This window comes from Chryseobacterium sp. CFS15, assembly GCF_031118795.1.
GTDB lineage: Bacteria > Bacteroidota > Bacteroidia > Flavobacteriales > Weeksellaceae > Chryseobacterium > Chryseobacterium indoltheticum.
Window position 1 is genome coordinate 457,658 of sequence record NZ_JAVHYL010000001.1, and the last position, 26,222, is coordinate 483,879.

Here is a 26,222-nt window from a genome sequence, read left to right on the forward strand (position 1 = left end):
AAAGATAATCCTAAATTTCAGGAATATCAAACATAAAAAAACGGAACCGAAGTTCCGTTTTTAGTATTTATTTTACTGAGTTGCTTTAATAATTGCTGTGGTAATCTGATCTTCTTTTTCTTTAGAATAAGTGGAGTCAAATGGTTCCATCACATCAAACAAATATTGATAGAAAGGTGTAATTCTCTGTACTTTTTCAGATTCTTTCATTGCTTTCTCTTTGCCCATTTGCTGAAGATCTTTAATGAATACATTAAATTTCTTATCAATCGGCTCAATAGATTTCACAAGATAGTTGTAAGCTTTCTCGTTCTGACCTATTTTTTTGTAAGCATCGGTTACCGAAGTCACAACTAATGAATATTCCATAGGTTTTGATCTCATTGGTCTTCCTACAAATCTCTGTTCAGCCGGACTTAAAGACAGATAATAATCATATTCTTCAAAGATTCCTTTTTTAAGAATTTCAGCCAATTTTAAGCCTTTTTCTTCTTGTCCTGCAACGATATATCCGTAAACCATTGAGCTTAAAGAACGAGGATCATTGTATTTGTCAGCAGGAATTTCTTTTGCTGCAATATCTAATATTTCTAAAGCTTTTGCTTTTTGTCCAGATAATGCCAAAGCTGCTGCTGCTCTACTTGCAGAGCTTCTGTAGCTCATAATGTTTGAAGTTGCCGTTTCATCGAAATGAACATTCAAATCTTTGAAATTACCCCATCTGTAATTTTTTACTACGTTATATAATGAGTTTGCATCTACTCTTCCCATTTCTCCATCACTGCTTCTCGGTGTATGGATCGGAACCAATCTGTAGCTGAAACCATCAAACTGTAGATAATCGTCTAAGAAGAAAATATTTTCGCTTTCGTAAACACCTCCGGAAGAGAAGTTAATTGGTCTTTTCCAGTCGAAGTTTGCCAAAATATCAAACATCATCAGGTTATTTTTGTACAAAGTTCCAGATTTATAGTCAACGACAATCTGGTCTACTGCATTCGGAAGATCTGAAGCATTGATTATTCCTGCTTTTACAGCATTTGCTTTGTTTACCGGAATGACAAATTTAGTTACCGGAAGAAAATTATATTTTTCGTAACGCTCTTCACCAAAAATCATTTTTAAAACTTCATCTTTTTCAGGAGATTTCATTTTAATAAAATTCATTGCTTCCTTCAAAGTCATAGAATCCTGAACCAGATATTTCTGGAAAGGCTGTAACGCACTTTCCGGAGCTCCCGCATCCTGAAGATTGGAAATGATATTCTTCCAATCGCTCTTTTTCATCAGATAAATCTGGTCATTCACACCATCTCTGTAGTCTTCATGATTTAGCTGGCTAGGAATTGCATTTGCATTGTATGTCTTTCTTTTTACCTGATCGATATTCCAAGGAGTCGAAAGCAAAGTAAAGTTAACCACCTTCACATCATCACGGAATCTTTCAGTTTCCTGCATTGCCCAAACAGGGTATGTATCATTATCACCATAAACAAATAAAATATCTTCTTTTGGTAATGATTTTAATACAGAATAAGAATAATCGTATGCTGTATATCTGTTGCTTCTGTCGTGTACATTATAGTTTTGGAAGCCCATCATAAACGGAATTCCTAATAATAATACTCCGAAACCGATATTTGCTGCATTTGATTTTACTTTAGACTGCAGATACCAGAGAATTGCTCCCGCTCCCAAACCGATCCAGATGGCAAAAGCGTAGAAAGAACCAACCATTGCGTAGTCTCTTTCTCTTGGCTCGAAAGGTTTTACTCCGGTGTAGAAAATAATTCCGACACTCGTTAAAATAAATAAAGATAATATTGCATAGAATCTTCCGAAGTCTCTGCTAAACTGGAAATAACATCCTAAAATCCCCAATAATAATGGTAAAAAGAAAAATGCTACTGTACTTTCATTTTTGAATTTTGCAGGCATCGCATCCTGATTTCCCCAAAGGGCATTGTCGATTGGTGCAATTCCAGAAATCCAGTTACCTTTTGTATTTTCGCTGTTTCCTTCAAGGTCATTTTGTCTTCCAACGTAGTTCCACATCAGATATCTTAAGAAATAATAACCATTTTGGAATGATATAAAATAATCCATATTCTGCATCAAAGATGGCTTTTGAACAGTGATTAAGTTATAAGGTCTTACTTTTAAATAATCTGAAGCGGTGATTGATCCGTCTTCATATTTAGCTCTCAATTCGTCAAAAATTTGTTTTGCTTCCGGGCTGTCTGCAACATCTTCATTTGCATAATTAAATTGAAAATCTGGCGCACCGTACATAGAAATGTAATTGCTCATTACATCTTTATCATCATTAAACATCCTTGGCATTAAACTCACATGCGACTTATCAAAAATATAATTGAAACGCTCACTTGTTTTTCTGTATGTTCCTGTTTTTTCGTCTTTCTCGTAAACTTCGCCTGTTTTTTTAGTTTTAAAACTACCGTCTTCATTCTTCTGAATTCCGTTTGCATCAAGAAAAGCAGTATAGTTCTGTCCGTAGATTGTTGGCCAGTCTCCGTATTGCTCTCTGTTGTAATAATCAAGCATACCAATTGCAGTATCAGGATCATTAAGGTTCATTGGCGGGTTTGCATTCGCTCTGATCGGAATTACCATCCAGCAAGAAAAACCAATGATCATATAAACCACTGATAAAGCTACGGTCTGATAAATATTTTTCTTAGATTGTCTCGCATATTTTATAAAGAAATAGCAAAGCGCCACCATAATGATAAAGCCTGCAATCGTTCCGGAATGGAAAGGCAATCCTAAACCATTCACAAAGAATATTTCAAGTCTTCCGAATAGTGACATGATTACCGGGAAAATAATTTTAAATACGATAATTAAAATTCCTAAAGTAATCAGGTTTGCAAAAATGAAATTCTTCCAGGTAAATTTGTAATTTCTTGCGTAGTAAACTAAGCACACTGCAGGAATTGCAAGCATACCCATCATGTGAACTCCTACAGAAAGGCCTAAAATGAAAAAGATTAAAATAATCCATCTTTCATTATCTTTCTCAAGATATTCGTTTTCCCATTTTGTAATTAACCAAACTAAAAGCGCAATAAACATAGACGCCATTGAGTATACTTCACCTTCTACTGCAGAAAACCAGAATGTATCTGAAAAAGTAAAACATAAAGCCCCGATAACTCCAGCAAAAAGAATAGATATTTCCTGATGCTTTGTGATTTCTTCAAAATCTTTATTAAGAAGTCTTCTCACAAAATGAGTGATCGTCCAGAACAGAAACAAAATTGTAAATGCACTGAATAATGCAGACATTGCGTTGATAACGATAGAATAATTTTCACCTTTACCTAAAGCAAAAATGGCAGCTACTGCTCCCACAATCTGAAATAATGCAGCTCCGGGAGCATGTGTTACTTCTAATTTTACTGCTGAAGAAATGTACTCACCACAATCCCAAAAACTAAAATTGGGTTCTATAGTCGATAAGTACGTGAAAAATGCAATAACGAAAGTCACCCATCCGAGGAGGGTGTTCCATTGCCTAAAAGTCCAGTTTTTCATAGTATAAAATCAATTAGTGCGAAAATAAGGTTTTTACTTCATTATCTACAGATTTTAACAAAATTTAAAAGCTGGCTTACTTTTTGACGGCGTTTTGCGACTGTATTTGAAATACTAAGAGAGATAATTTTACTTTCAACACTTATAATTTCTGAAAAGTTTAAAAATTATTTATTTTTTTGTATTTTTGCGGTCAGATTTTATTTGAAAAAAATAACAAATAATGAGTAATGTTTACGATAATATTCTTGGCTTGATTGGGAACACCCCTTTAGTAAAACTTAATACGGTAACTAAAGAGATTCCTGCTAAAGTTTATGCCAAGTTAGAATCATATAATCCTGGACATTCCACAAAAGATAGAATCGCACTTCATATTATTGAAAACGCTGAGAAAAAAGGTTTATTAAAGGAAGATTCTGTAGTTGTAGAAACTACTTCCGGAAATACGGGTTTTTCACTTGCAATGGTTTGCATCATTAAAGGATACAAATGTATTCTTGCCGTAAGTGACAAAACAAAAGCTGAAAAGATAGCTTATCTGAAGGCTCTTGGTGCAACAGTATATATATGTCCTGCGAATGTACCTGCGAATGACCCGAGATCATATTATGAAGTAGCAAAGAGAATTGCTGCCGAAACCCCAAATTCTGTTTATATCAATCAGTATTTTAACGAATTAAATGTTGATGCCCATTATCAGACCACAGGTCCTGAGATTTGGGAACAGACAGAAGGAAAAATTACTCACCTTTTTGCGTGTACAGGAACTGGCGGAACATTATCCGGTTCTGCAAAATTCTTAAAAGAAAAAAATCCAAACATCAAAATCATCGGTGTGGATGCTGACGGATCTATTCTGAAAAGCTACCACGAGACCGGAGAAATTCATAAAGAAGATGTTCATCCTTATCAGATTGAAGGAATGGGGAAAAATTTAATCCCTTCTGCTCTTCTTTTCGATAAAGTAGATGAATTTGTAAGAGTAAATGACGAAATGTCTGCATACAGAACCCGTGAAATTGCTTTGAAAGAAGCTATTATGGGAGGTTATACAACAGGAGCCGTTACTCAGGGATTAATTCAGTATGCACAATCTCACGAACTGACTGAAAATGATTTTATTGTGATGATTTATCCGGATCACGGTTCACGTTATATCACAAAAGTATACAGCGACAAATGGATGGAAGAACAAGGTTTCATTAACAATTGTTTCCACAATTATGATGAAGTTTTCAAAACAGAATTCATCAAATAAGAAAAATAAATTAATACAAATCAAGCCTTTTAGTACGTTACAAAAGGCTTTTTTACATAAAACATACTCATACAATGGTAGATATTTTTGAAAGAATAAAACAAAATCCGGGACCTTTGGGTCAGTTTGCAGATTATGCAGAAGGATATTTTGTATTCCCAAAATTGGAAGGTCCGATTGGTCCGAGAATGAAATTTCAAGGTAAAGATGTTATTTTCTGGAGCGCAAATGACTATTTAGGTCTTTGTAATCATCCGGAAGTTTTGGAAGCTGATGCAAAAGCTGCTGCAGAATTCGGAATGTTTTATCCGATGGGCGCAAGAGCAATGTCTGGCGAAACTCAGCAACATCAGCAATTGGAAAAAGAATTGGCAGAATTTACTCAGAAAGATGCTGCTTATTTATTGAATTTCGGTTACCAGGGGATGGTTTCTTGTATCGATGCATTGGTGACAAGACATGACGTGATCGTTTATGACGCAGATTCTCACGCTTGTATCGTTGACGGAGTTCGTCTTCACATGGGGAAAAGTTTTACTTTCAAACATAACGATATTGCGAGTTTAGAAAAAAACTTAGCTAGAGCTACTAAAGTGGCTGAAGAAAATGGCGGTGGAATTTTAGTGATTACTGAAGGTGTTTTCGGTATGAGAGGAATGCAGGGGAAACTGAAAGAGATTTGTGATTTAAAATCTAAATTCAACTTCAGACTTTTGGTTGATGATGCACACGGTTTCGGAACTTTGGGTAAAACAGGAGCCGGAGCAGGTGAAGAGCAAGGCTGTCAGGATCAGATTGATGTTTACTTCTCTACTTTTGCTAAATCTATGGCTGGTTTTGGAGCATTTCTTTCTGGAGATGAAACGATCATCAGATTTTTGAAATACAATCTTCGTTCTCAGATTTTTGCTAAATCTTTAACAATGCCAATGGTAATCGGAGGTTTGAAAAGATTGGAATTGTTAAGAACACGCCCGGAAATTAAAGATAAATTGTGGGAAAACGTAAATAAACTTCAAAACGGATTGAAAGAAAGAGGTTTCAACCTTGGTAACACAAATACTTGTGTAACACCGGTTTTCATCCAGGGAACTACAATTGAAGCAACACTTTTAGCAAAAGATTTAAGAGAAAATTACGGTGTATTCACATCTGTTGTAGTATATCCGGTAATTCCAAAAGGAATGATTTTGTTGAGATTAATCCCGACTGCTTCACACACCGATTCAGAAATTAATGAAACTTTGGCTGCTTTTGAAGGCATCAAAGAAAAATTAGAATCCGGAGCTTACGCAGAAATGGAAAAACAAATGAACATCGAATACAAACAAATGTAATTTCGATTTTCAATTAAATAATGAAACCGTTAGAATTTTCTGGCGGTTTTTTGTTTTGTTTTCGCCACGAATGCACGAATTTCTTTAACGTACGCAAAAAATATTCGTGCATTCGTGGCAAAAAAATTCAGCAATCAAATAAGTATTAAAAGTTAGCCAATCAAATCTAAATGAAATCTTTTGCTTCATAAAATTCCTATCGAAAAAATTTCTTTTTATTTAATTTTTAAATCAGTCAAAAACTTTCTTTCTTTTCCTTTTAAACCCATAAATTTGCAAAAAATTACTTTTGAAAGATCTTCTTCTTATTACTCCACCTTTCACGCAACTCAACACTCCTTATCCGGCGACCGCTTATATTAAAGGTTTTCTGAATACCAAAAATATTACGAGTTATCAGATCGATTTGGGAATTGAAGTGATTTTAGAATTATTTTCTAAAAGTGGAATTCAAAAGATTTTTAATACAAAAATTGATTTACAGAATATCTCAGAAAACTCACAGCGAATTTTTGCATTGAGAGATGAATATTTAAAGACAATTGATCAGGTTATTTTATTTCTTCAGAATAAAAATCCTACTTTGGCAAGACAGATCTGCTCGATGAATTTTCTGCCAGAAGCTTCCCGATTCAATCAGCTCGATGATATGGAATTTGCTTTCGGAAATATGGGACTTCAGGACAAAGCTAAACACCTGGCTACATTGTACTTAGAAGATTTATCAGATTATATTGTTGAGAATGTAGATTCTGATTTTGGGTTTAGCAGATATGCCGAAAGATTAGGAAAAAGTGCCAATTCTTTTGATGAATTATATTCAAAATTAAATTCTGCACAGACATTTATTGATAATTTTACTTTAAAAATTCTTTATGAAAAATTAGAATTGGTTCTGCCAAAATTGGTGTGCTTTTCAATTCCTTTTCCCGGAAATTTATATTCAGCTTTTCGGTCAGCAAAATTTATAAAAGAAAATTATCCTCACATCAAAACTGCGATGGGCGGCGGTTTTCCGAATACTGAATTAAGAGAAATTAAAGATCAAAGAGTTTTTGAATTTTTCGATTTCATTACTTTAGACGACGGTGAAGTTCCGTTGGAATTGGTGTATGAAAGTGTTTGTCATTCTAAACGAAGCGAAGAATCTCAATTTAAAAGAACATTTTTAATTGAAAATCAAGAAGTTACTTATAAAAATAATTCCACCAAACAAGATTACAAACAATCGGAAATAGGAACTCCGGATTATACTGATTTACAGTTAGATAAATATATTTCTGTCATCGAAATTGCCAATCCGATGCATAGTTTATGGAGTGACGGAAGATGGAATAAGTTGACAATGGCGCATGGTTGCTATTGGGGAAAATGTACTTTTTGTGACATTTCTTTAGATTACATTAAAATTTACGAACCCATTTCTGCCAAAATTCTGGTTGACAGAATGGAAGAATTAATTAAGACAACTGGCGAAACCGGATTTCATTTTGTAGACGAAGCTGCTCCTCCCGCTCTGATGCGAGAAGTTGCTTTAGAAATTTTACGGAGAAATCTTGTGGTGACTTGGTGGACAAATATTCGTTTTGAAAAAAGTTTTACTCAGGATTTATGTTTTCTTTTAAAACTTTCGGGTTGTGTTGCGGTTTCGGGTGGACTGGAAGTGGCGAGTGATCGGTTGTTAAAATTAATTGACAAAGGAGTTTCTGTAGACCAGGTGGCAAAAGTTACCAAGAATTTTACCGAAGCAGGAATTATGGTTCACGCTTATTTGATGTATGGCTACCCTACTCAAACTGTTCAGGAAACTGTGGATTCGTTAGAAATGGTTCGCCAGCTTTTTGAAATGGGAATTTTGCAAAGTGGTTTTTGGCATCAGTTTGCCATGACTGCACATTCTCCGGTCGGACAAAATCCTGAAGAATTTGGAGTTACTCCAATTAAGCAGGAAATTAAGTTTGCCAATAACGATATTGATTTTACAGATAAAACCGGAATCGATCACAGTAAATTTAGTTTTGGGTTGAAAAAGTCGCTTTTCAATTTTATGCATGGCGTTAATTTTGAAATTCCTTTGCAGGATTGGTTTGATTTTAAAATTCCGAAAACAACAATTCATCCGGATTATATTCACGATTGTCTTTTAGAAGAAGATCAATATAGTTTTAAAGGAAATTCTAAAATTATATTTTTAGCAAAAAACGTAATCGCTGAGAATTACATAAAAACAAAAAAACAGAACTCATGGGCGTACACGAGAATTACGTTCCATTTGCGAACAAATATTGTTAAGGTAGATTTAGAGCAGGAAAAGGCTGAATGGTTGATTAAAGTTTTGAAAGAAAATACTTTTGAAAACCCTAAACGTATTACGCTTCAACAACTTAAAACTCAATTTGAAGAAAACTTTGAAGATTTTGAATTATTTTGGTTTTCAAAACCGATGCAGCAGCTAAAAGAGAATGGAATTATTTTGAGTTTGTAAATTTTGAATATTCATCTTTTACAATTTTAAATATATAAAAATTAAGATCAATTTGTCATTCTGTGGAAACTAAGCGTTTTTAATATAAAGTAATTGGCCGAGATTCCTACGAAATGACAAACTATAAATAGAGAAAAAATCCTGAAAATTATTTCAGGATTTTATTTTCGGTTAAGGCCAATATCAATTTCAGAAAAATTTACTTTTTATCTTTTTCAACTCCATCTTTTACCACTTCACCTACAATTATTTTATCCTGAACTTTAATAAAATTAGGATCAAGAATTGCCATTCTCTCTGCAAGTGCTTTGTAAGTAGGAAACTTCAAAATAGATGCCCGACCCGACATTTCTCTATATAAAGTAAAAACTTTTCCTCCTGCTGTCGTAATTCTTTTCGTCGTGGTACTGTATCTTCCTATTAATTTACTTTTAGCATCATATATCTCAATATCCACAAATGTTTTATCTGAAATTGTATCTTCAGAACCAAAACTTACAGGTAAATTGGTGAAATATCCAACGGGAACACCATTGCTTAAAATTTCACCGACATTATTAACGGTTATATTTAATCTGTCAATTTTAGATCTTGTGGTATAAGCTTCTTTTGTTTTTGTATCGAGTTTGCGTTTAGGCATATTTTTGAAAAGTTCATCAAGATTCTTCACATTGATTCCTCTTTCATCAATAATTTTCAACGCTTTAATACAAGTATAGACAGCAGATCTTTCATCACCGGAAAATGCAGACGGAGAAATATAATCCATATCCAAAGTTTTTTCTCGGTTATATACACGATTCAACTTTACATAACTATCTCGTACAGAATCTACTACGCTTTTATCTACAAACTCCATCGTAAAAATAGGAGTTTCCTTCAAATCCATAAAAGTATATTCTCCGGATTTGCTTGATATTTTCGCAACATGATTTCCGTCTAAACTAACAATGCCTCTTTTCGTTTTAATAATTTGAGCATTTAGAATGAAGCCCAAAACTGTAAAGAACATGATTAAACTTTGTTTCATAAAATCAGATTTTTACAAAGCATAAAAAAAGTGTAACCAAAGTTACACTTTTTTGAAAATATATTTAGCTTCGATTTTAATTATTCGCAAAGGATAATACCTTTATCATGATTAAATTCTACAACACCGCTTTTTATAGGATACGTAAAAACTTCGTTTTGATTTTCATTTTCTTTGGTAAAATTTTTAGCATAAGCTTCGTCTACAGACTTAGTAAAAAGCTTTACTTTACCGCCAGATAATGAAGAAACAATTCCTGCGTGGTTTTTCATCAGGTGAAATTCACCATTTTTTCCAGGCAATAATACTGAGTCTACTTCTCCTTCAAAAACTACGTATTCTGGTGTTAAAATTTTTATATTCATTTTTCTCAGATTAAAGAGTAAAGAGAAAAGAAAAAAGAGTGAGAAATGTCTTTACTCTTTTTTCTTTATTCTATATTTCTAATTAAGCGTTATCCGCTAACATTTTTTGTCCGGCTTCGATCGCTTCTTCGATAGTTCCTTTCAAGTTGAAAGCAGCTTCCGGTAAGTGATCCAATTCACCGTCCATAATCATGTTGAATCCTTTGATGGTATCTTTGATATCTACCAATGATCCCGGAATACCTGTAAACTGTTCTGCAACGTGGAAAGGCTGAGATAAGAATCTCTGAACTTTTCTAGCTCTGTAAACTACAGATTTATCTTCTTCAGAAAGTTCTTCCATACCAAGAATTGCGATGATATCCTGAAGAGCTTTGTATCTCTGAAGAATTTCTTTTACTCTCTGAGCACAGTTATAATGTTCTTCACCGATAATTTCCGGAGCCAAGATTCTTGACGTAGAAGCCAATGGATCTACCGCTGGATAAATACCTAATGAAGCGATTTTTCTATCTAATACCGTTGTTGCATCTAAGTGAGCAAACGTTGTAGCAGGAGCCGGGTCAGTTAAGTCATCCGCAGGTACGTAAACCGCCTGTACTGAAGTAATAGAACCATTTTTAGTTGAAGTAATTCTTTCCTGCATCGCACCCATTTCAGATGCCAATGTTGGTTGGTAACCTACCGCAGAAGGCATACGACCCAAAAGTGCAGAAACCTCAGAACCAGCTTGTGTAAAACGGAAGATATTATCTACGAAGAACAATACGTCTCTCCCTTGTCCTGTCTCACCGCCGTCTCTGTAGTATTCAGCTAAAGTAAGACCAGAAAGTGCTACTCTTGCTCTTGCTCCAGGTGGCTCGTTCATCTGTCCGAAAACGAATGCAGCTTTAGAATCTTTCATTACTTCTAAATCTACTTTAGAAAGATCCCAACCTCCGTTTTCCATAGAGTGCATAAACTCATCACCGTATTTAATAATACCTGATTCTAGCATCTCTCTCAAAAGGTCATTTCCTTCTCTCGTTCTTTCACCTACTCCGGCGAAAACAGAAAGACCACCGTGTCCTTTTGCAATATTGTTAATCAACTCCTGAATCAATACTGTTTTACCTACACCTGCACCACCGAACAAACCAATTTTACCTCCTTTTGAGTAAGGCTCTACTAGGTCGATTACTTTAATACCTGTGAATAAAACTTCTGCAGAAGTTGAAAGTTGATCAAATTTTGGAGCTGGTCTGTGAATAGGAAGACCACCTTCCTTAGAAATATTTTGAAGCCCGTCGATAGCATCCCCAACAACGTTGAATAGTCTTCCGTTTACGGCATCACCGATTGGCATAATAATAGGATTTCCGTATCCAATTACATCCTGGCCTCTTTTAAGACCATCAGTTGCATCCATTGCGATACATCTTACCGTATCTTGACCAATATGCTGCTCTACTTCTAATACTACTTTTTCACCGTTTTCTTTTGTAATCTCTAAAGCATCATAGATACTAGGAATAGCTTCTACATTATTAAAAACTACGTCGATTACAGGACCAATAATTTGAGAAATTTTTCCTTTAATTTGGTTTGCCATTGCTAAATTTTTTCTTGGTGCAAATATAATGAATCTTCACAAACCTGCAATTGCTAAAAAAAAGATTTTTATCATGCTTTTTTTAACAGATTAGCAATATAACAATCTAGCAATTTATCAAGAAATGACTCAATAAAGTGCCTATTTTTATTGTTACGTTATTACATTGGTAAATTGTTACATTAATAAATACATTATAGCTATATTTGCAGTCAAAATTTTTTCATCTTGAAAGTTTTCAGAAATTTTAGTGATTACCCTTCTCAAAGGCCTCTAGCATTATCATTGGGAATGTTTGACGGAGTTCATCTCGGTCATAAATGCATCATCGACGAACTGAAAAAAGTGGGTTCTGCTCACAATTTGGAAACTGCAATCCTTACTTTCTGGCCACATCCAAGATTTGTTTTTAATCCGAACGAAGATCTTAAGCTTCTTAACACGTTGGACGAAAAAACTTTATTGATGGAAAAGTACGGCATTAATAATTTATTTTTAAAAGAATTTGATGAAGAATTTAGAAACCTTACCGGTGAAGAATTTGTACGTCAGATTTTGGTTGATAAATTGAATGTAAAATATCTAATCATAGGCTACGACCATTCTTTCGGAAAAAATAAAAGCGGAAATTTCGAATTGCTTCAAAAACTTTCTAAAGAATTAGATTTTGAGGTAGAGCAAATGGAAGCTATTAATATCCACGAAAATAATATCAGCTCAACCAAAATAAGAAATGCTTTATTGGCAGGTAATATTTCGGAGGCCAACGAAATGTTGGGTTACTCCTACTCTGTTTCCGGAACGGTTGTGCATGGAAAAAAATTAGGAAGAACTATCGGTTATCCAACCGCCAATATAGGGACTGAAAATATAAAATTACTTCCCAAAAAAGGTGCTTATATCGTTGAAACATTTGTTAATGACCAACAATATAAAGGAATGTTAAGCGTGGGAACAAACCCGACCGTTAATGGTGATAAGTTAACCGTTGAAGTTTATATTCTTGATTTTGAAGGAGATATTTATGACGAAAAAATCACTGTGAAATTCAGAGATTTTCTTCATGAGGAAATTAAATTTGAAGGTTTAGAAAAATTAATTGAAAGATTGGATGAAGATAAAAGTCTGACTGAGAATTTTATTTTTTAGCCAAGTTTATTTTTAATTTTCTAATTCTAGAGGATTTGCGTATTTTTTATTTTCCTCCCTCCTTTTTTCTCTTTCTTTTTCTTTTTTCCTTAATATTTCCTTTCCTTCTCCTATAATTACAGTTCCATAACTTGCAAGTACAGCAGCTGCATTGGAATTGGCATTTTCTTGTGCCTTTTTTAGTTTTACCTGTGTAGTTTCTATCGCCTCGATGTATCTGCTTTTCTTAATATTAACAAATTTTCCTTTTAATTTAGAATCAGATACAGATTTTATCAATTCGAAATCAAAATCTCCTTTATCGTCTGTTATTTTGACGATTAATCCTGGTAATCCGCTAAATTTCGTATGACCATATGGAAATAGGATTTCTGGAGAATATTTAAAATACCACATATATTTAAAATTCTTAAAAAAAATGTAAAAATAATTGAATATAAAATACGTTTATGTTCTAAGTAATTGCCTATAATTTTTTTTACTATTTTTTGAAACTACGATCATGACAAAATTAAATCGAAATGATCGTATGATTTTTGAAACAGATAAAAAATCAAAAAAGAAGAGACTGCCTTTTCAGACAGTCTCTTGAAATATTAAATTTTCCTTGGAATATAAAAACTTAAAATACTTGCAAAAAGAGAAATTAATACACTATCAAGAGTATCAAATTTTGCCAAATATTTGAATACTAAAAATCCCAGAACAAAAGCCAATACTGGAATGAGAATTTTTTTGTTCATGATTTATATCAATTCCCTAATTCCGGCCATTGCGGATGAATTACAACCATACCCTACAGCTCCGGCTGCAGCACCTACTAATATTCCCGGTCCGGTAGGTGATGCCGTTACCGCTCCTACAATAGCACCTACTCCTGCTCCGTAAGCATCAGCTGTTGCCATTTTTTTGATTGTACTTTTAAACCAGCCCCAATCTCGGCTCGTTGAACTATTGGATTTTAAACCCAATAAAGTATTCCAGTTATCTAAATTATTATTCCAATAACCTGAAGATGATAACCCTGTGCTCAAAAGACTTCTCAAAGCAAAATATTCTACTTCCGGAATGTTATGCTGAGCACCAATCACTTTACTTTGGATATTATTAAGATCTGAACTAAGAACATTAATGGATTCTGCATCATTAGCAGCCATATAATGATCAAAAGCCAGTTTAAAATCATTCAGGAATGACTTGGAAATATCTGATTTAAAATTGCCGTAAAGCTCATTTTCCAGATAACCGATATCATTTCTGTCATCAATTTTGTCAATAATTTCCGCTTCTACATTAGCAAAATCTTTATCATTGACAATTAAAGAATTAGTCTCGTTAAATATTATTGTTTTTAGCTTTATTGAATCTAAATTTTTTACATTAGCTTCTTTAGAAAGCCTTTTATAGATACCTTCAAGAGCATTATTATGCTTTATACCTATTTGAGAAAAATCATAATCACTGATGGATGATAATTTTGAGGTATTGATGTTTGTGGTTAAATTTTCAGCATTTTCTATTCGTTCGTTTCCTAACTCATTAGAGCATGAAGCTAAAAAGGCCATAGAAACTACAAAAAAGATTTTTTTCATGTTAATAATTTTAAACGTTAAATTTTATAATTTATGTTTAAACGTAATGCGCATTTGGTTTGAACTCTCCAAAGAAAAAGAAAAAAAACAGTTTAAACAATAAAAAATATGTTTTTTATGAAAATTATATTATTAAAAAATAAATTTATAATATATTTTTAATTGGTTCTAATTAAATTAATTATTAAAATAAAATGAATTTTATTAGATCAATTTAACAATTAAGAATTTATAGTTGAAGATTTAGAATTTCTTCCTTCGCCTTCTTCGTCAATGATTTAAAAACCAAATCATAAGAATGATCAATCATTTTTAAAACTAAATCTCTTTTCAAACCGTCAAGAGAAACAGAATTCCAATGGGTTTTGTTCATGTGAAATGCACCTGTAATTTGTGGATGTTGCTCACGAAGTTCTTCGCTCCATTCGGGATCGGTTTTTACATTGATACTTAAAGGCTGTCTTTCTAAAGACATTAGCAGAAAAATTTTAATTCCTACTTTTAAAACTAAAGTTTCGTTATCAAAAGGAAAACTTTCTGTCACTCCTTTTTTTGCTAGACAATAATCTAAAATCTCGTTGGCATCCATTTCGTATGGGTAATAAGTAATTGGTAATGAATAATAATTGATAAGTGACAAATTATAATTAATATTTTAATTTATCTGAAAGATCTTTTATCTTTTATCTTTTATCTTTTATCTTTTATCTTAAAATAATTACCTCAAATTTAGTAAATTTAAAAAAGGAAATGATCATCACGCAAAACTATTTATTATGAAAGCTTTAGTAATAGGTGCTTCAGGTGCCACAGGAAAAGATTTGGTAAATCAACTTTTACACGATAAAGATTTTGAGGAAGTGAATGTTTTTGTAAGAAAACCATTATCCTTCACCAATGAAAAGTTAAAAACTCACGTCGTTGATTTTGAAAAATATGAAGACTGGAAAGATCTAGTGAAAGGTGATGTCGCATTTTCATGTCTAGGAACAACTCTAAAAGCTGCCGGAAGTAAAGATGGACAGAGAAAAGTTGATTTTGATTATCAATACCAATTTGCAAAAGCAGCGAAAGAAAATAATGTAGAAGATTATATTTTGGTTTCTGCTTATGGCGCTAATCCTAAATCAAAAATATTTTATTCTAAAATGAAAGGTGAACTGGAAGAAGCTGTAAAAAAACTTCATTTTAATAAAATTACTATTTTCAAACCTGGAATGCTCGAAAGAAAAGATTCTGAAAGAACGGGGGAAGTTTTGGGAAGCAGAATCATAAAATTTGCTAATAAACTAGGTCTCTTCGAAAGCCAGAAACCTTTGCCTACGGATATTTTAGCTAAAGCAATGATTAATTCTTCTAAAATAAAAAGTAATGGCTATTCTAGCATTAAACTTGGAAATATTTTTTGTTTTGCTGAGAAAAGTAATGCTTAAAGCTCGTTTCAAATTCAATTGGAAATGATTCTCTTACAGATCTGCAGATGATTTTTTTAGCCACGAATACACGAATTTTTTTTGATAGGTATTCGTGCATTCGTGGCAATTTAAATTATAAAACTTTCAATCAAACCATTTACAAAACAAAAAACGTCTCAAAAATGAGACGTTTTTGTATATAATCTTTTAAGATTACTTAGCTTTAGCCTGAAGCTCAGCTTCTTTAGCTTTCATTTCAGCAACTTTTGTCTGATTTTTCAGCATTCCGTAAATATCTTTTAAAACACTTACTGCATCGATGTTATTAGGACTTGCTTGATACCATTTTTCAGCGTGTGGCAAAGCTTTATTGAATCTCTCTTTTCTTGCTTCAATTAATGTTGTCGCTTTATCCGGATCTGATTTTCTTATTGCATTGATCTCCTCAACCGCTTTAGAATCGTCACCAATAGTTGTATAAACTAAGTTTTGATAAGCGTTATCCTTTAATTTAGTATCAGTAGAAGCCAATTCAATTGCTTTGTTAAATGAAACAACAGCATCAGCCTCTGTAGCTGGAGTTTTTGATTGCAAAACTCCTAAATTATACCAATTTGTAGCATCAGTAGGATTCTTAGCTAACTGCTCCTTAAGATTTGACATGAACTGATCTGTCTTTCCTGTTGCGTATAAGGCAGAACCATGATACTCTTTCAATTTAGCATTATTAGGATATTTAGCTAAACCTTTTTCAATTAACGCCAAAGCTTCGTCGTTTTTCTTTGCATTTAAAAGCAATGTTGACAAAGTTTCATATAAATCTGGCTCTACACTTTTAGTTTGCTCGGTTTTAAAATCAGAGTAATCTTTTGATGAGCTTTTCTTCAACAAATCCCATGTAGCTTTATCATAAGCAGATACCTGCCCTGTTTTATTTTCTTTTGCCGTATAGGTTGTCTGAACTCCCGTATACCCAGAATTGATTAAATCAGTATAAATTTTAATCGATTCATCCAGGTTATTTGCCAATGCATAACTTAAACCAGCATAATACTTATATGTTTTATCTTCTTGACCGTTTGCTTTAAGCAAATCATAAAGTTCTATGAACTTGGGTCCTGCAACCGTATAATTTTTTGCATTATACGCATCCATCGCTGCTTTATTAGTAGCCTGAACCTGAGCATTTACATCTTTTTTCTCTTCTTTCTGCCCAAAAGCAAAAACAGAAGAAACGATTGCTATACCTAAAATTAGCTTTTTCATAAATAAGAATTTTATTATTTTTTATTATTCTTCAGAATCTGAATTTTCAGTTTCATCAACCGGATTTTCATTTTCTACATTATTTTCTGTTTGTGTGGAAGTGCCTTCTTCAGTTGGAATATTTTCCAAAGACTCTTCTCCTTCAATTATATCCTCTTCAACATCTTTATCCATTGCAACTTTTGCGATCGCTGCAATCTCATCATTCTTTTTAAGATTGATCATTCTTACCCCTTGAGTATTTCTACCCATCACACGCATTTCATCCATATTCATTCTGATAGCAACACCCGATTTATTGATAATCATCAACCCATCTTCGTCTGTAACATTCTGAATAGCAATTAGATTACCTGTTTTTTCAGTAATATTTAATGTAATTACGCCTTTTCCGCCTCTGTTGGTAATTCTGTAATCTTCAACCGCTGTTCTCTTACCATATCCTTTTTCAGAAACTACAAGAACTGTATCATTTTCAAGATCGTTCACAACAATCATACCAATAACCTCATCATTCTCATCCATCGTAATACCACGAACACCGATAGATCCTCTACCCACTTCTCTTACTTTTTCTTCAGGGAAACGGATACATTTACCATTTTTAGTAGCAATCATGATCTGAGATTCACCGTTGGTAAGATAAGCACTTAGCAATTGATCGTTTTCTCTGATCTCAATAGCATTAATACCGTTTACTCTTGGTCTGGAATAAGCTTCTAGAGATGTTTTTTTAATCGTACCGTTTTTAGTAATCATTACCACACTCATCTGGTTGATGTAATCTACATCTTTCAAATCATTGGTTCTGATATATGCTTTAATCTTATCATCCGGCTCGATGTTGATTAAGTTTTGTACTGCTCTTCCTTTTGCCGTTTTAGAACCTTCAGGAATTTCAAATACTCTTAGCCAATAACATTTTCCTTTTTCTGTAAAGAACAACATATATTGGTGGTTGGTTGCCGAAACGATATACTCTAAGAAATCTGAATCTCTCGTCGTTGCCGCTTTATTACCAACACCACCTCTACTTTGAATTTTGTATTCTGAAAGCAATGTTCTCTTCACATATCCTGCGTGAGAAATGGTAAGAACAACCGCTTCGTTCGGAATAATATCTTCGATAGACATCTCACCTCCCGAATAATCGATTTCTGTTCTTCTTTCGTCGCCGTATTTTTCCTTTATTTCAATTAATTCATCCTTAATAATTTGGAATCTTCTTGGTTCATTAGCCAAAATATCTTCTAAATTATTAATCTCTTTCATAATAGCGTCATATTCATCACGGATCTTATCAAGCTCCATTCCTGTAAGACGAGCCAAACGAAGATCTAGAATTGCCTGAGCCTGAATTTCTGATAATTCAAATGCCTCAATCAAACCTTCTTTAGCACCTTGTGGATTGGCACTGTGACGGATAATTGCAATGGCTTTATCTAAAGAATCCTGAGAACCGATTACTTTCATGAAACCTTCAAGAATGTGCGCTCTTTCTTTAGCTTTTCTAAGCTCGTACTCTGTTCTTCTTACAATCACCACATGTCTGTGCTCAACAAAATGGTGAATAATATCTTTTAAATTCAACTGCTCCGGTCTTCCGTGTACCAAAGCGATGTTGTTTACACTGAAAGACGTTTGTAGTGAAGTATATTTATATAATAAATTCAGAACAACATTAGGTATTGCGTCATTTTTTAATTCATAAACGATACGCATCCCGTTTCTGTCTGATTCATCTCTGATCTCATAGATACCAGGAATTTTTTCATCCTTTACCAACTCAGCAGTTCTGGCAATCATTTCAGCTTTGTTTACCTGATAAGGTATCTCGGTTACGATGATTGCATTTCTGTTGTGTACTTCCTCGAAGCTTACTTTTGCTCTAAGAACCACTCTTCCTCTTCCTGTATGGAAAGCATCTCTTACCCCGTCATATCCATAGATGATTCCACCGGTAGGAAAATCCGGAGCAACAATATGCTGCATCAACTCGTCAATCGTAATTTCTCTGTTATCAATATATGCACTGATTGCATCTACAGCTTCAGAAAGATTGTGAGGCGCCATATTCGTCGCCATACCTACCGCAATACCAGAAGTACCATTTACCAAAAGATTTGGGATTTTTGTAGGCATTACGCTCGGTTCAGTTAAGCTGTCATCAAAGTTATTTTGAAAGTCAACTGTTTCTTTATCAAGATCTGATAAAATTTCGTCTGAAACTTTTTTAAGTCTTGCTTCGGTATAACGCATTGCTGCAGGCGGATCACCATCCATAGAACCGAAGTTACCCTGACCGTCAACCTGTGGATAACGTAAACTCCAGGGCTGAGCCATTCTTACCATTGCGTCATAAACTGAAGAATCTCCATGCGGGTGATATTTACCTAAAACATCCCCAACAATTCTTGCTGACTTTAAATATTTTCTGTTTGAGAAGACCCCCAAACCATACATACCATAAAGCACTCTTCGGTGTACTGGCTTAAGACCATCTCTTACGTCCGGTAATGCTCTCGAAACAATAACCGACATCGAATAATCAATGTAAGATGATTTCATTTCATCAACAATGTTGATAGGAATTAATCTCTCTCCTTCTTTTTGCATATATAAGTTTTATTGTAATGATAATCAGACTTTTAAAAATTGGTCTGAAAACTATTTATTTTGAATAATTAATAACGTGCTAAGTTACAAAATTTTTACCGATTTTTGCCTGAGAAATCAAGCAAAATTATCTTAAAAAATATTAAAATATGAGTGTATTAAGTATAACTTTTCACTGTGTAAAAAGCAGCCTGGACGAGTGGGAAAACTATGTGGATGAAACTTTAGTTTTAATGACAGAAAACCTGATGGATGTTGATAAGTATATCTTATCTGAAGTGCACAGTGATTTTATAGACGAAGGAAAAAATTACAATCTTCTTTTGATTTTTGATGATGAAGAAAAAAGAACAGAATTTATGGAAAGTGAATTATTAAACATCACTGAAAGAATTGAAACAAAGTTCGGACAAGATGTGATGATTTTTAATACCTCATTGAATCCTAAGAAGAAGAAATTTTAAGTATAAATCATAAAAAAGCCCTGAAATCAGGGCTTTTATTTTAGTGTCTACCGTGGTGACCTTTATGTTTTCTTCGTCCGTTATCATGCTTATCATAATAATAAACTCTCTTTTTAGCATGTCCCGGAGCGTAATACCTTGCACTTCCGCCATAAACTTTCTTGGCCTGACCAGGGGGAAGTCTTCTGCCATGATGTTCGTGAACTACACAAGAAACAAGCATAGTACCGATTACCATCATTGCTCCAACTATCTTTAATAACCCTTTCATAAATCTTACTTTTTATTTTCTGAGATTTATGACTACAATCATAATGCCAAAAAAACATTAGCTCAATAATATCAAATAATCAGATTATTATTTATTTCGATTGCTCAGATGATGTTCTTTTAATTTTTCAACTTTTTTATCGTGCCCGGGAGGCATCGGTCTTCTGCCTGGATGTGGAATGCAGGAAGAAATAAATCCTGCTGTAATGATGATAGCGATTGTATTTTTCAGGAGTTTCATACACTTTGATTTATAATTATGCTGTAATCATACAATCAAAATGCCAAAGGAGTTCTGTAATTTTAATATTTAAAATACATTCGGACTTCTTCTTTCCAACATAACAAGATCTTTCCATTCACCGTGAAGCTGACCGACTTTTTCTCTTTTACCTACCATTCTGAATCCGTTTTTCTGATGAAATTTTATGGATGCTTCATTTTCAGGAAAAATATTTGACTGTAAAGTCCAGAATCCGTGGTTTTCACTATCGAGAATCATTTTTTTTAAAAGAACCGAACCCAAACCTTTCCCAACATACTTATTATCAAAATAAATACTTACTTCGGCAACACCTCTAAAGCAATCTCTTTTACTTACAGGTTTTAAAGCACACCATCCAATCACTTCACTGTTGTCATCTTCCAAAACCCATCGGCAATCATTTAGAAAACTTGTATTCCAGGATTCTACGCTTGGCAGCTCAGTGTCGAAAGTGGCAATTCCGCTATCAATTCCCTGTTGGAAGATTTCTAAAACTCTGGTATCGTCGTGCGGAAGCATTTCTCTTATCTCGTAATTCATTTTTTAATGATATTTTCTTTTATTTTTTCTTTTAATTCTGGAATAATGAGTCTGTTGATCATCTTTATCTTCAGAAATCACACTGATATTTCCGTCTACTTCCAAAATAGCAAGCTTTACATTTTCCATCGTTTCTACTCCATGTTCCCTGATTGCTTCGTTCAGTTCATCAAAAGTAATTTTTACTTTTCTTAAAGCAACCTGATCCACATTCCCATCTTTTACTAAAATTACAGGATCTGCTTCCATAAAACTTGCAAAACCACGATTGGCAAACATTAATCTTTTTAATGTAAAATTAGCAGCAAATAAAACAAGCGCCGCTACAATTCCACCTTCTAAGGACGTATTTTCACCAACCATTGCATTCTGTACGGCGTTTGAAATCAACAAAAGCAAAACTACATCTCCTGCGTTGAGTTGTGAAAGCTGATTTTTCCCAAACAAACGGATCGCGATTACCATAAAAAGGTAAACGCAGAGCGAACGGACAACGACATCAAGAATAGGATTCAAAGTATAGAAAATTTAGATCAAATGTATACAATTAGCGGAAATAAAAAAACTGCTTTTTCAAGCAGTTTAAAGAAAATCATTTCGTTTGTTTCTTTTAATTATCTATTGTTGATGTCTACTCTTACAGGCATTACAAAAGATGAAGCCAGCATATTTTCATTCAGCTTATTGGCATCCACTTTATACTGAAGATGAGAAAGCACATTTTCTATTTCCTTACTTACATTTTTGCAGTCACCTTTTGAACGAACATTTACAATTTTACCGTTTTCTGCAATATCAAACTTCACTTCCGAGTTTACAATTCCTTGCTTGTAATCTGAGCTGGTAAAATCAAAATTATCCATCAAAAGACTTCTGATTTCGTTGAATGCATCATTTTTATTTAACTGCACTTCCTGAATCGTATTGTTTGACGTTGTCTGAGCTTTTACGTTACCTGCGATTGCTGTTAATCCTAATGCGAAAAGAGAAGCAACAAATATTTGAATTTTATTTTTCATAACCATTTGATTTTAAATTATATATTAAACTTGTTTTGAATTCTAAATCAAAGATATAAAAAATTATTCATACAAATTTCACATTGAGTTAACATTGAGTTAACATTGAAATATAAAATATTGATATTCAATTAATTGAATTTTAAAAATAATTGAATTGTTAACATTGGGAGCTAAAATATTTGCGTAAATCATCTAAATGATTCTCGTAACCACAACCACATAACTCTAAATCTGTTTTGTCCAGAAAAGGATTACCTTCAACATTTATAAAATTCAACTTTTTTAAATTCAAAATCTCTTTAATTATTTCAACCTCATTTATCTTATTGTAAGTCAGATTTAAATGCTTAATTTCTTTCATAACTTCCAAATTCCTATATTTATTAATCCAATTATTACGTAAGTCTAAATGAATTATATTACAATTACTCAATACTTGAAAATCGACCTCCGTTAAAGCATTAAAATCTATTTTTAAAGTTTTAAGACTTTTCAAATTATCTATTGCATTCATCTCTTTAATCTGATTTCCCGTTAAGTATAGTTCTTCCAAATTTTTAAGTTTTTCAAATCCTTTTATTTTAGTTATGCAGTTATGTGATAGATTCAACATCTTTAATTTAGGTGTGGGAATCTCATTTAACTTTACAATCTTATTATTGCTGATGATTAGTATTTCTAAATTAAAGAGTGCTTGCAGACCATTAACAACTTTTAAAGAATTTTTATATAGGTTCAGATAAAGTAATTCATTGAAGTTTTCAAAGCCCCTAATACTCTCAATATTATTGTCTGAGAGGTTCAGACCTACAACCTCATTCTTCTTATCAGTAAAAAACAGATTGGTGTTTTCGCCCGTTACAATATTATCTTTCACAAATGTCTGTTGAAGTTTGATATTATAAACTTTTTCAAGAGCAATAATTTCTTTTGGCTTTTTCATAAAGTCTGTTTTTATAAAAATAAAAAAAGAATCTGCTTTCACAAATTCTTTTCTATAATTAAGTTGAATTTCTTTTACATCTCCTTCTTCAAATACTTCCCTGTCAAACTCTTCTTCGATTTAATAATCTCTTCTGGAGTTCCTTTGGCAATAATCTCACCGCCATATTTTCCGCCTTCAGGACCAACATCAATAATGTGATCTGCCAATTTGATGACATCCATATTATGTTCGATGATGATGAATGAATTTCCTAATTCTACCAACTTATTAATGGCATCCATTAATATTTTCACGTCTTCAAAATGAAGTCCGGTTGTTGGTTCATCAAGAATGTATAATGTATTTCCTGTTTGTCTTTTTGCTAATTCTGTTGCCAGTTTTATACGTTGTGCTTCACCACCGGAAAGTGTAGTCGATTGTTGTCCCATTGTAATGTAACCCAAACCAACATCCTGCAAAGTTTTTACTCTTGCAAAAATCTTCGGAATCGGCTGGAAGAAGTCTACCGCTTCATCAATCGTCATATCCAACACATCGGAAATAGATTTTCCTTTGTAACGAACTTCCAAAGTTTCTCTGTTGAAACGTTTTCCGTTGCAGGTTTCACAATGAACGTATACATCCGGTAAAAAGTTCATTTCAATGACTTTCAAACCTCCTCCCTGACAGGTTTCGCATCTTCCGCCTTTTACATTGAAAGAAAATCTTCCCGGTTTGTATCCACGAATTTTAGATTCAGGCAATTCTGAAAATAAATTTCTGATATCGGTAAACATTCCTGTATACGTTGCAGGATTTGAACGTGGCGTTCTACCAATCGGAGTCTGGTCTACATCTACAATTTTATCAATATTATCAAGACCTTCCACTTTTTTGTATGGCAAAGGCTCCTGAACGGCTCTGTAAAAATGTTTGTTCAGAATCGGATATAAAGTTCCATTAATTAAAGAAGATTTTCCACTTCCTGAAATTCCTGTAACTACCACCAATTTTCCTAAGGGAATTTCAAGATTTACATTTTTAAGATTATTTCCTGTAGCACCTTTTAAGACGATACTTTTCCCATTTCCTTCTCTTCTTACTTCCGGAATGGCAATTTTTCTTTTTCCCGTAATATAATCTGCGGTAATTGTATCAGCGTTTAGCAAATCTTTCGGCTTTCCCTGCCAAAGAATTTCACCACCAAATTTTCCGGCTCTAGGACCAATATCTAAAACCTCATCGGCTTCCATGATCATGTCTTTGTCGTGCTCTACAACCAAAACAGAGTTTCCGATATCACGAAGGTTTTTTAATGAATTAATCAGTCTTTCGTTATCTCTTTGGTGCAATCCGATACTGGGTTCATCCAGAATGTAAAGTACATTCACCAACTGCGAACCAATCTGCGTTGCCAGACGAATTCTCTGAGACTCTCCACCAGAAAGGGTTTTTGAACTTCTGCTCAAACTTAAATAATCTAAACCTACATCCAGTAAAAACTGAAGTCTGGTTTCGATTTCTTTTAAGATTTCATGCGCAATAATCGAATTTTTTTCTGAAAATTTATCTTTTACATCGGCCAACCATTCTTTTAAGTCGGATAAACTCAAACCGTTGACCTCAGCGATATTTTTCCCATCGATTTTAAAACTTAAACTGGATGGCTGAAGACGAGCTCCTTTACATTCCGGGCACGTTTCTTCGGTCGTGAAATGTCTTTCCAGCAAAATTGCTTCGTAAGATTCTCTTTCCTCAATCAATTCTTCCATAAAAGGAATCAAACCATCAAAATTGATTTTAATTTTTTTGGAAATTCCTGCGTATTTTAAATCTTTATTAAATTCTTTGTTACAACCATGATAAATATAATCCAACGCTTCTTCCGGAATATCTTTAAAAGGTGTCGCCAAACCTAAACCAAAAATTTCAAGAATATTTTTGATTTGAGAAAGTATGTATTTATTAGATTTAATATCTTCCAATGGCAACAAACCACCCTGATTGATAGACAATTTGGGATTTTCAACAAAATAATCGGTGTTGATCTTTTTAATTGTTCCTAAACCTTTACAGCTTGGGCAGCTTCCTTTTGGTGAGTTGAAAGAAAAAGTATTTGGTTCGGGTAAAGCTAATGAATGACCTGTTTCGGCATCCATTAAATTTTTTGAGAAATATTCGATCTCTGTACTTCCCAATTTTTGAATTCCGATCAAGCCTTCGCCCATATCCATTGCCGTGCGCAAAGATTTTTCCATTCTGGCTTCTGAGGCACTTTCTCCGATGATCCAACGGTCTATTACGATATCGATATCGTGGGTTTTGTAACGGTCAAGTTTTAGATCATATTCAATATCCGTCAATTCACCATCAATTCTTGCCTGTCCGTATCCTTTTTTGGCCATCTGAACAAAAAGTTCGTGATAATGCCCTTTTCTGGAACGAACAACGGGCGCCATCAACATTATTTTTTCGTTCTTATAATTTTCTTTAATGGCATCAAGAATCTGATCTTCGGTATAGCTTACCAACTTTTTTCCTGTTGTTTGAGAATAAGCATCAGAAACTCTCGCATATAAAAGACGCAGGTAATCGTACAATTCTGTTACCGTTCCTACGGTAGAACGAGGGTTTTTGTTGGTCGTTTTCTGCTCAATCGCAATAACGGGTGAAAGACCTTCGATCTTATCAACATCAGGACGTTCCAAACCACCCAAAAACTGTCTTGCATAGGCAGAAAAAGTTTCGATATAACGACGCTGTCCTTCCGCGAAAATCGTATCAAAAGCCAATGATGATTTACCACTTCCCGAAAGTCCGGTAATTACGACCAATTCGTTGCGTGGAATTTTTACGTTGATGTTTTTAAGGTTATGTTCACGAGCTCCGTAAACTTCTATATATTCGGTTGATTTACTCATAATTTGATGTGACTTTACCTGAAAATCACGCTGTGCAAAATTACGGAATTTTATGGAATTTATAGTGTTAAAAAATGTTAGTAATTTTGATTTAATTAAGTAAAAAATTTGAGTTTTAATTCTTTCTAAATTTAGAAATGATTAAAAAAA

General features: G+C 33.6%; 22 protein-coding genes. 6 read left to right on the top strand and 16 right to left on the bottom strand.

Annotated features, from left to right (window positions below):
- Positions 1–72: 72 nt before the first annotated feature.
- Positions 73–3,558 carry a DUF2723 domain-containing protein gene (locus OH814_RS02235; RefSeq protein WP_308826934.1) on the bottom strand — a complete coding sequence of 1,162 codons (3,486 nt, stop codon included), beginning with the start codon at positions 3,556–3,558 and terminating at the stop codon, positions 73–75.
- 223 nt (positions 3,559–3,781) lie between these two features.
- Between OH814_RS02235 and OH814_RS02240 the strand changes: the two genes are divergently transcribed.
- The 3 genes from OH814_RS02240 to OH814_RS02250 all read left to right on the top strand — a co-directional run bounded on the left by OH814_RS02240 (position 3,782) and on the right by OH814_RS02250 (position 8,641).
- The gene (locus OH814_RS02240) at positions 3,782–4,819 is read left to right on the top strand and encodes a cysteine synthase family protein (protein WP_308826935.1); all 1,038 of its coding nucleotides are present in this window, start codon (positions 3,782–3,784) and stop codon (positions 4,817–4,819) included.
- A 74-nt stretch (positions 4,820–4,893) separates the two neighbouring features.
- Entirely contained in the window at positions 4,894–6,156 is a 1,263-nt protein-coding gene (locus OH814_RS02245; RefSeq protein ID WP_115619011.1) for a pyridoxal phosphate-dependent aminotransferase family protein, read from the top strand.
- A gap of 289 nt (positions 6,157–6,445) precedes the next feature.
- On the top strand, positions 6,446–8,641 hold the full coding sequence (locus tag OH814_RS02250) for a B12-binding domain-containing radical SAM protein (protein ID WP_308826936.1): 2,196 nt from the start codon (positions 6,446–6,448) through the stop codon (positions 8,639–8,641).
- A gap of 199 nt (positions 8,642–8,840) precedes the next feature.
- Here the strand turns inward: OH814_RS02250 and OH814_RS02255 are convergent, their stop codons facing one another.
- The 3 genes from OH814_RS02255 to atpD form a co-directional block, all read right to left on the bottom strand.
- Complete coding sequence (locus OH814_RS02255) at positions 8,841–9,671, bottom strand: hypothetical protein (protein WP_123885004.1); 831 nt, start codon at positions 9,669–9,671, stop codon at positions 8,841–8,843.
- Positions 9,672–9,751: 80 nt separating this feature from the next.
- Positions 9,752–10,036: a F0F1 ATP synthase subunit epsilon gene (locus OH814_RS02260; RefSeq protein ID WP_123885005.1), complete on the bottom strand. Its 285-nt coding sequence runs from the start codon at positions 10,034–10,036 to the stop codon at positions 9,752–9,754.
- An 82-nt stretch (positions 10,037–10,118) separates the two neighbouring features.
- Positions 10,119–11,627, bottom strand: coding sequence for a F0F1 ATP synthase subunit beta (atpD, locus tag OH814_RS02265; protein ID WP_076558435.1), 1,509 nt, complete (start codon positions 11,625–11,627; stop codon positions 10,119–10,121).
- Positions 11,628–11,855: 228 nt separating this feature from the next.
- Here atpD and OH814_RS02270 point away from each other — a divergent pair, with 228 nt between their 5' ends.
- Positions 11,856–12,776 carry a bifunctional riboflavin kinase/FAD synthetase gene (locus OH814_RS02270; RefSeq protein ID WP_308826937.1) on the top strand — a complete coding sequence of 307 codons (921 nt, stop codon included), beginning with the start codon at positions 11,856–11,858 and terminating at the stop codon, positions 12,774–12,776.
- A gap of 12 nt (positions 12,777–12,788) precedes the next feature.
- On the opposite strand, the gene OH814_RS02275 is transcribed toward OH814_RS02270, so the two are convergent.
- From OH814_RS02275 to OH814_RS02285, 3 genes are all read right to left on the bottom strand, one after another.
- On the bottom strand, positions 12,789–13,172 hold the full coding sequence (locus OH814_RS02275) for a hypothetical protein (RefSeq protein ID WP_308826938.1): 384 nt from the start codon (positions 13,170–13,172) through the stop codon (positions 12,789–12,791).
- A gap of 350 nt (positions 13,173–13,522) precedes the next feature.
- Positions 13,523–14,368 (bottom strand): hypothetical protein, encoded by an 846-nt coding sequence (locus OH814_RS02280; protein WP_308826939.1) that lies wholly within the window; start codon positions 14,366–14,368, stop codon positions 13,523–13,525.
- A gap of 229 nt (positions 14,369–14,597) precedes the next feature.
- Entirely contained in the window at positions 14,598–14,957 is a 360-nt protein-coding gene (locus tag OH814_RS02285) for an MmcQ/YjbR family DNA-binding protein (RefSeq protein WP_123887464.1), read from the bottom strand.
- Positions 14,958–15,144: 187 nt separating this feature from the next.
- Between OH814_RS02285 and OH814_RS02290 the strand changes: the two genes are divergently transcribed.
- The gene (locus tag OH814_RS02290; RefSeq protein ID WP_308826940.1) at positions 15,145–15,801 is read left to right on the top strand and encodes an NAD(P)H-binding protein; all 657 of its coding nucleotides are present in this window, start codon (positions 15,145–15,147) and stop codon (positions 15,799–15,801) included.
- A gap of 195 nt (positions 15,802–15,996) precedes the next feature.
- On the opposite strand, the gene OH814_RS02295 is transcribed toward OH814_RS02290, so the two are convergent.
- The gene (locus OH814_RS02295) at positions 15,997–17,049 is read right to left on the bottom strand and encodes a hypothetical protein (protein WP_308826941.1); all 1,053 of its coding nucleotides are present in this window, start codon (positions 17,047–17,049) and stop codon (positions 15,997–15,999) included.
- 24 nt (positions 17,050–17,073) lie between these two features.
- Positions 17,074–19,665: a DNA gyrase subunit A gene (gyrA, locus tag OH814_RS02300; RefSeq protein ID WP_308826942.1), complete on the bottom strand. Its 2,592-nt coding sequence runs from the start codon at positions 19,663–19,665 to the stop codon at positions 17,074–17,076.
- A gap of 149 nt (positions 19,666–19,814) precedes the next feature.
- On the opposite strand from gyrA, the gene OH814_RS02305 reads away from it, so the two are divergent.
- On the top strand, positions 19,815–20,129 hold the full coding sequence (locus OH814_RS02305; RefSeq protein ID WP_123884896.1) for a DUF4286 family protein: 315 nt from the start codon (positions 19,815–19,817) through the stop codon (positions 20,127–20,129).
- A gap of 40 nt (positions 20,130–20,169) precedes the next feature.
- Here the strand turns inward: OH814_RS02305 and OH814_RS02310 are convergent, their stop codons facing one another.
- The 7 genes from OH814_RS02310 to uvrA all read right to left on the bottom strand — a co-directional run bounded on the left by OH814_RS02310 (position 20,170) and on the right by uvrA (position 26,072).
- Positions 20,170–20,400, bottom strand: a complete 231-nt coding sequence (locus tag OH814_RS02310; protein WP_308826943.1) for a hypothetical protein — start codon at positions 20,398–20,400, stop codon at positions 20,170–20,172.
- Positions 20,401–20,487: 87 nt separating this feature from the next.
- Positions 20,488–20,640 (bottom strand): hypothetical protein, encoded by a 153-nt coding sequence (locus OH814_RS02315; protein WP_308826944.1) that lies wholly within the window; start codon positions 20,638–20,640, stop codon positions 20,488–20,490.
- Positions 20,641–20,709: 69 nt separating this feature from the next.
- Positions 20,710–21,204: an N-acetyltransferase family protein gene (locus OH814_RS02320; RefSeq protein ID WP_308826945.1), complete on the bottom strand. Its 495-nt coding sequence runs from the start codon at positions 21,202–21,204 to the stop codon at positions 20,710–20,712.
- Positions 21,205–21,207: 3 nt separating this feature from the next.
- On the bottom strand, positions 21,208–21,720 hold the full coding sequence (locus OH814_RS02325) for a DUF421 domain-containing protein (protein ID WP_115618895.1): 513 nt from the start codon (positions 21,718–21,720) through the stop codon (positions 21,208–21,210).
- A gap of 98 nt (positions 21,721–21,818) precedes the next feature.
- Positions 21,819–22,223, bottom strand: a complete 405-nt coding sequence (locus OH814_RS02330) for a hypothetical protein (protein WP_123884895.1) — start codon at positions 22,221–22,223, stop codon at positions 21,819–21,821.
- A 160-nt stretch (positions 22,224–22,383) separates the two neighbouring features.
- Entirely contained in the window at positions 22,384–23,169 is a 786-nt protein-coding gene (locus tag OH814_RS02335) for a leucine-rich repeat domain-containing protein (protein ID WP_308826946.1), read from the bottom strand.
- 74 nt (positions 23,170–23,243) lie between these two features.
- A complete protein-coding gene (gene uvrA, locus OH814_RS02340; protein ID WP_201134015.1) occupies positions 23,244–26,072 on the bottom strand; it encodes an excinuclease ABC subunit UvrA in 2,829 nt (942 codons plus the stop codon).
- Positions 26,073–26,222: the final 150 nt, after the last annotated feature.

Bases quoted from the DNA above. Each gene is read 5' to 3' on its own strand.
- OH814_RS02305 (WP_123884896.1), top strand. From the start codon at position 19,815: ATGAGTGTATTAAGTATAACTTTTCACTGTGTAAAAAGCAGCCTGGAC.
- uvrA (WP_201134015.1), bottom strand. From the start codon at position 26,072: ATGAGTAAATCAACCGAATATATAGAAGTTTACGGAGCTCGTGAACAT.
- atpD (WP_076558435.1), bottom strand. From the start codon at position 11,627: ATGGCAAACCAAATTAAAGGAAAAATTTCTCAAATTATTGGTCCTGTA.
- OH814_RS02245 (WP_115619011.1), top strand. From the start codon at position 4,894: ATGGTAGATATTTTTGAAAGAATAAAACAAAATCCGGGACCTTTGGGT.
- OH814_RS02320 (WP_308826945.1), bottom strand. From the start codon at position 21,204: ATGAATTACGAGATAAGAGAAATGCTTCCGCACGACGATACCAGAGTT.
- OH814_RS02280 (WP_308826939.1), bottom strand. From the start codon at position 14,368: ATGAAAAAAATCTTTTTTGTAGTTTCTATGGCCTTTTTAGCTTCATGC.
- OH814_RS02330 (WP_123884895.1), bottom strand. From the start codon at position 22,223: ATGAAAAATAAAATTCAAATATTTGTTGCTTCTCTTTTCGCATTAGGA.
- OH814_RS02240 (WP_308826935.1), top strand. From the start codon at position 3,782: ATGAGTAATGTTTACGATAATATTCTTGGCTTGATTGGGAACACCCCT.
- OH814_RS02310 (WP_308826943.1), bottom strand. From the start codon at position 20,400: ATGAAAGGGTTATTAAAGATAGTTGGAGCAATGATGGTAATCGGTACT.
- OH814_RS02290 (WP_308826940.1), top strand. From the start codon at position 15,145: ATGAAAGCTTTAGTAATAGGTGCTTCAGGTGCCACAGGAAAAGATTTG.
- OH814_RS02275 (WP_308826938.1), bottom strand. From the start codon at position 13,172: ATGTGGTATTTTAAATATTCTCCAGAAATCCTATTTCCATATGGTCAT.
- OH814_RS02255 (WP_123885004.1), bottom strand. From the start codon at position 9,671: ATGAAACAAAGTTTAATCATGTTCTTTACAGTTTTGGGCTTCATTCTA.
- OH814_RS02260 (WP_123885005.1), bottom strand. From the start codon at position 10,036: ATGAATATAAAAATTTTAACACCAGAATACGTAGTTTTTGAAGGAGAA.
- OH814_RS02235 (WP_308826934.1), bottom strand. From the start codon at position 3,558: ATGAAAAACTGGACTTTTAGGCAATGGAACACCCTCCTCGGATGGGTG.
- OH814_RS02335 (WP_308826946.1), bottom strand. From the start codon at position 23,169: ATGAAAAAGCCAAAAGAAATTATTGCTCTTGAAAAAGTTTATAATATC.
- OH814_RS02295 (WP_308826941.1), bottom strand. From the start codon at position 17,049: ATGAAAAAGCTAATTTTAGGTATAGCAATCGTTTCTTCTGTTTTTGCT.
- OH814_RS02285 (WP_123887464.1), bottom strand. From the start codon at position 14,957: ATGGATGCCAACGAGATTTTAGATTATTGTCTAGCAAAAAAAGGAGTG.
- OH814_RS02315 (WP_308826944.1), bottom strand. From the start codon at position 20,640: ATGAAACTCCTGAAAAATACAATCGCTATCATCATTACAGCAGGATTT.
- gyrA (WP_308826942.1), bottom strand. From the start codon at position 19,665: ATGCAAAAAGAAGGAGAGAGATTAATTCCTATCAACATTGTTGATGAA.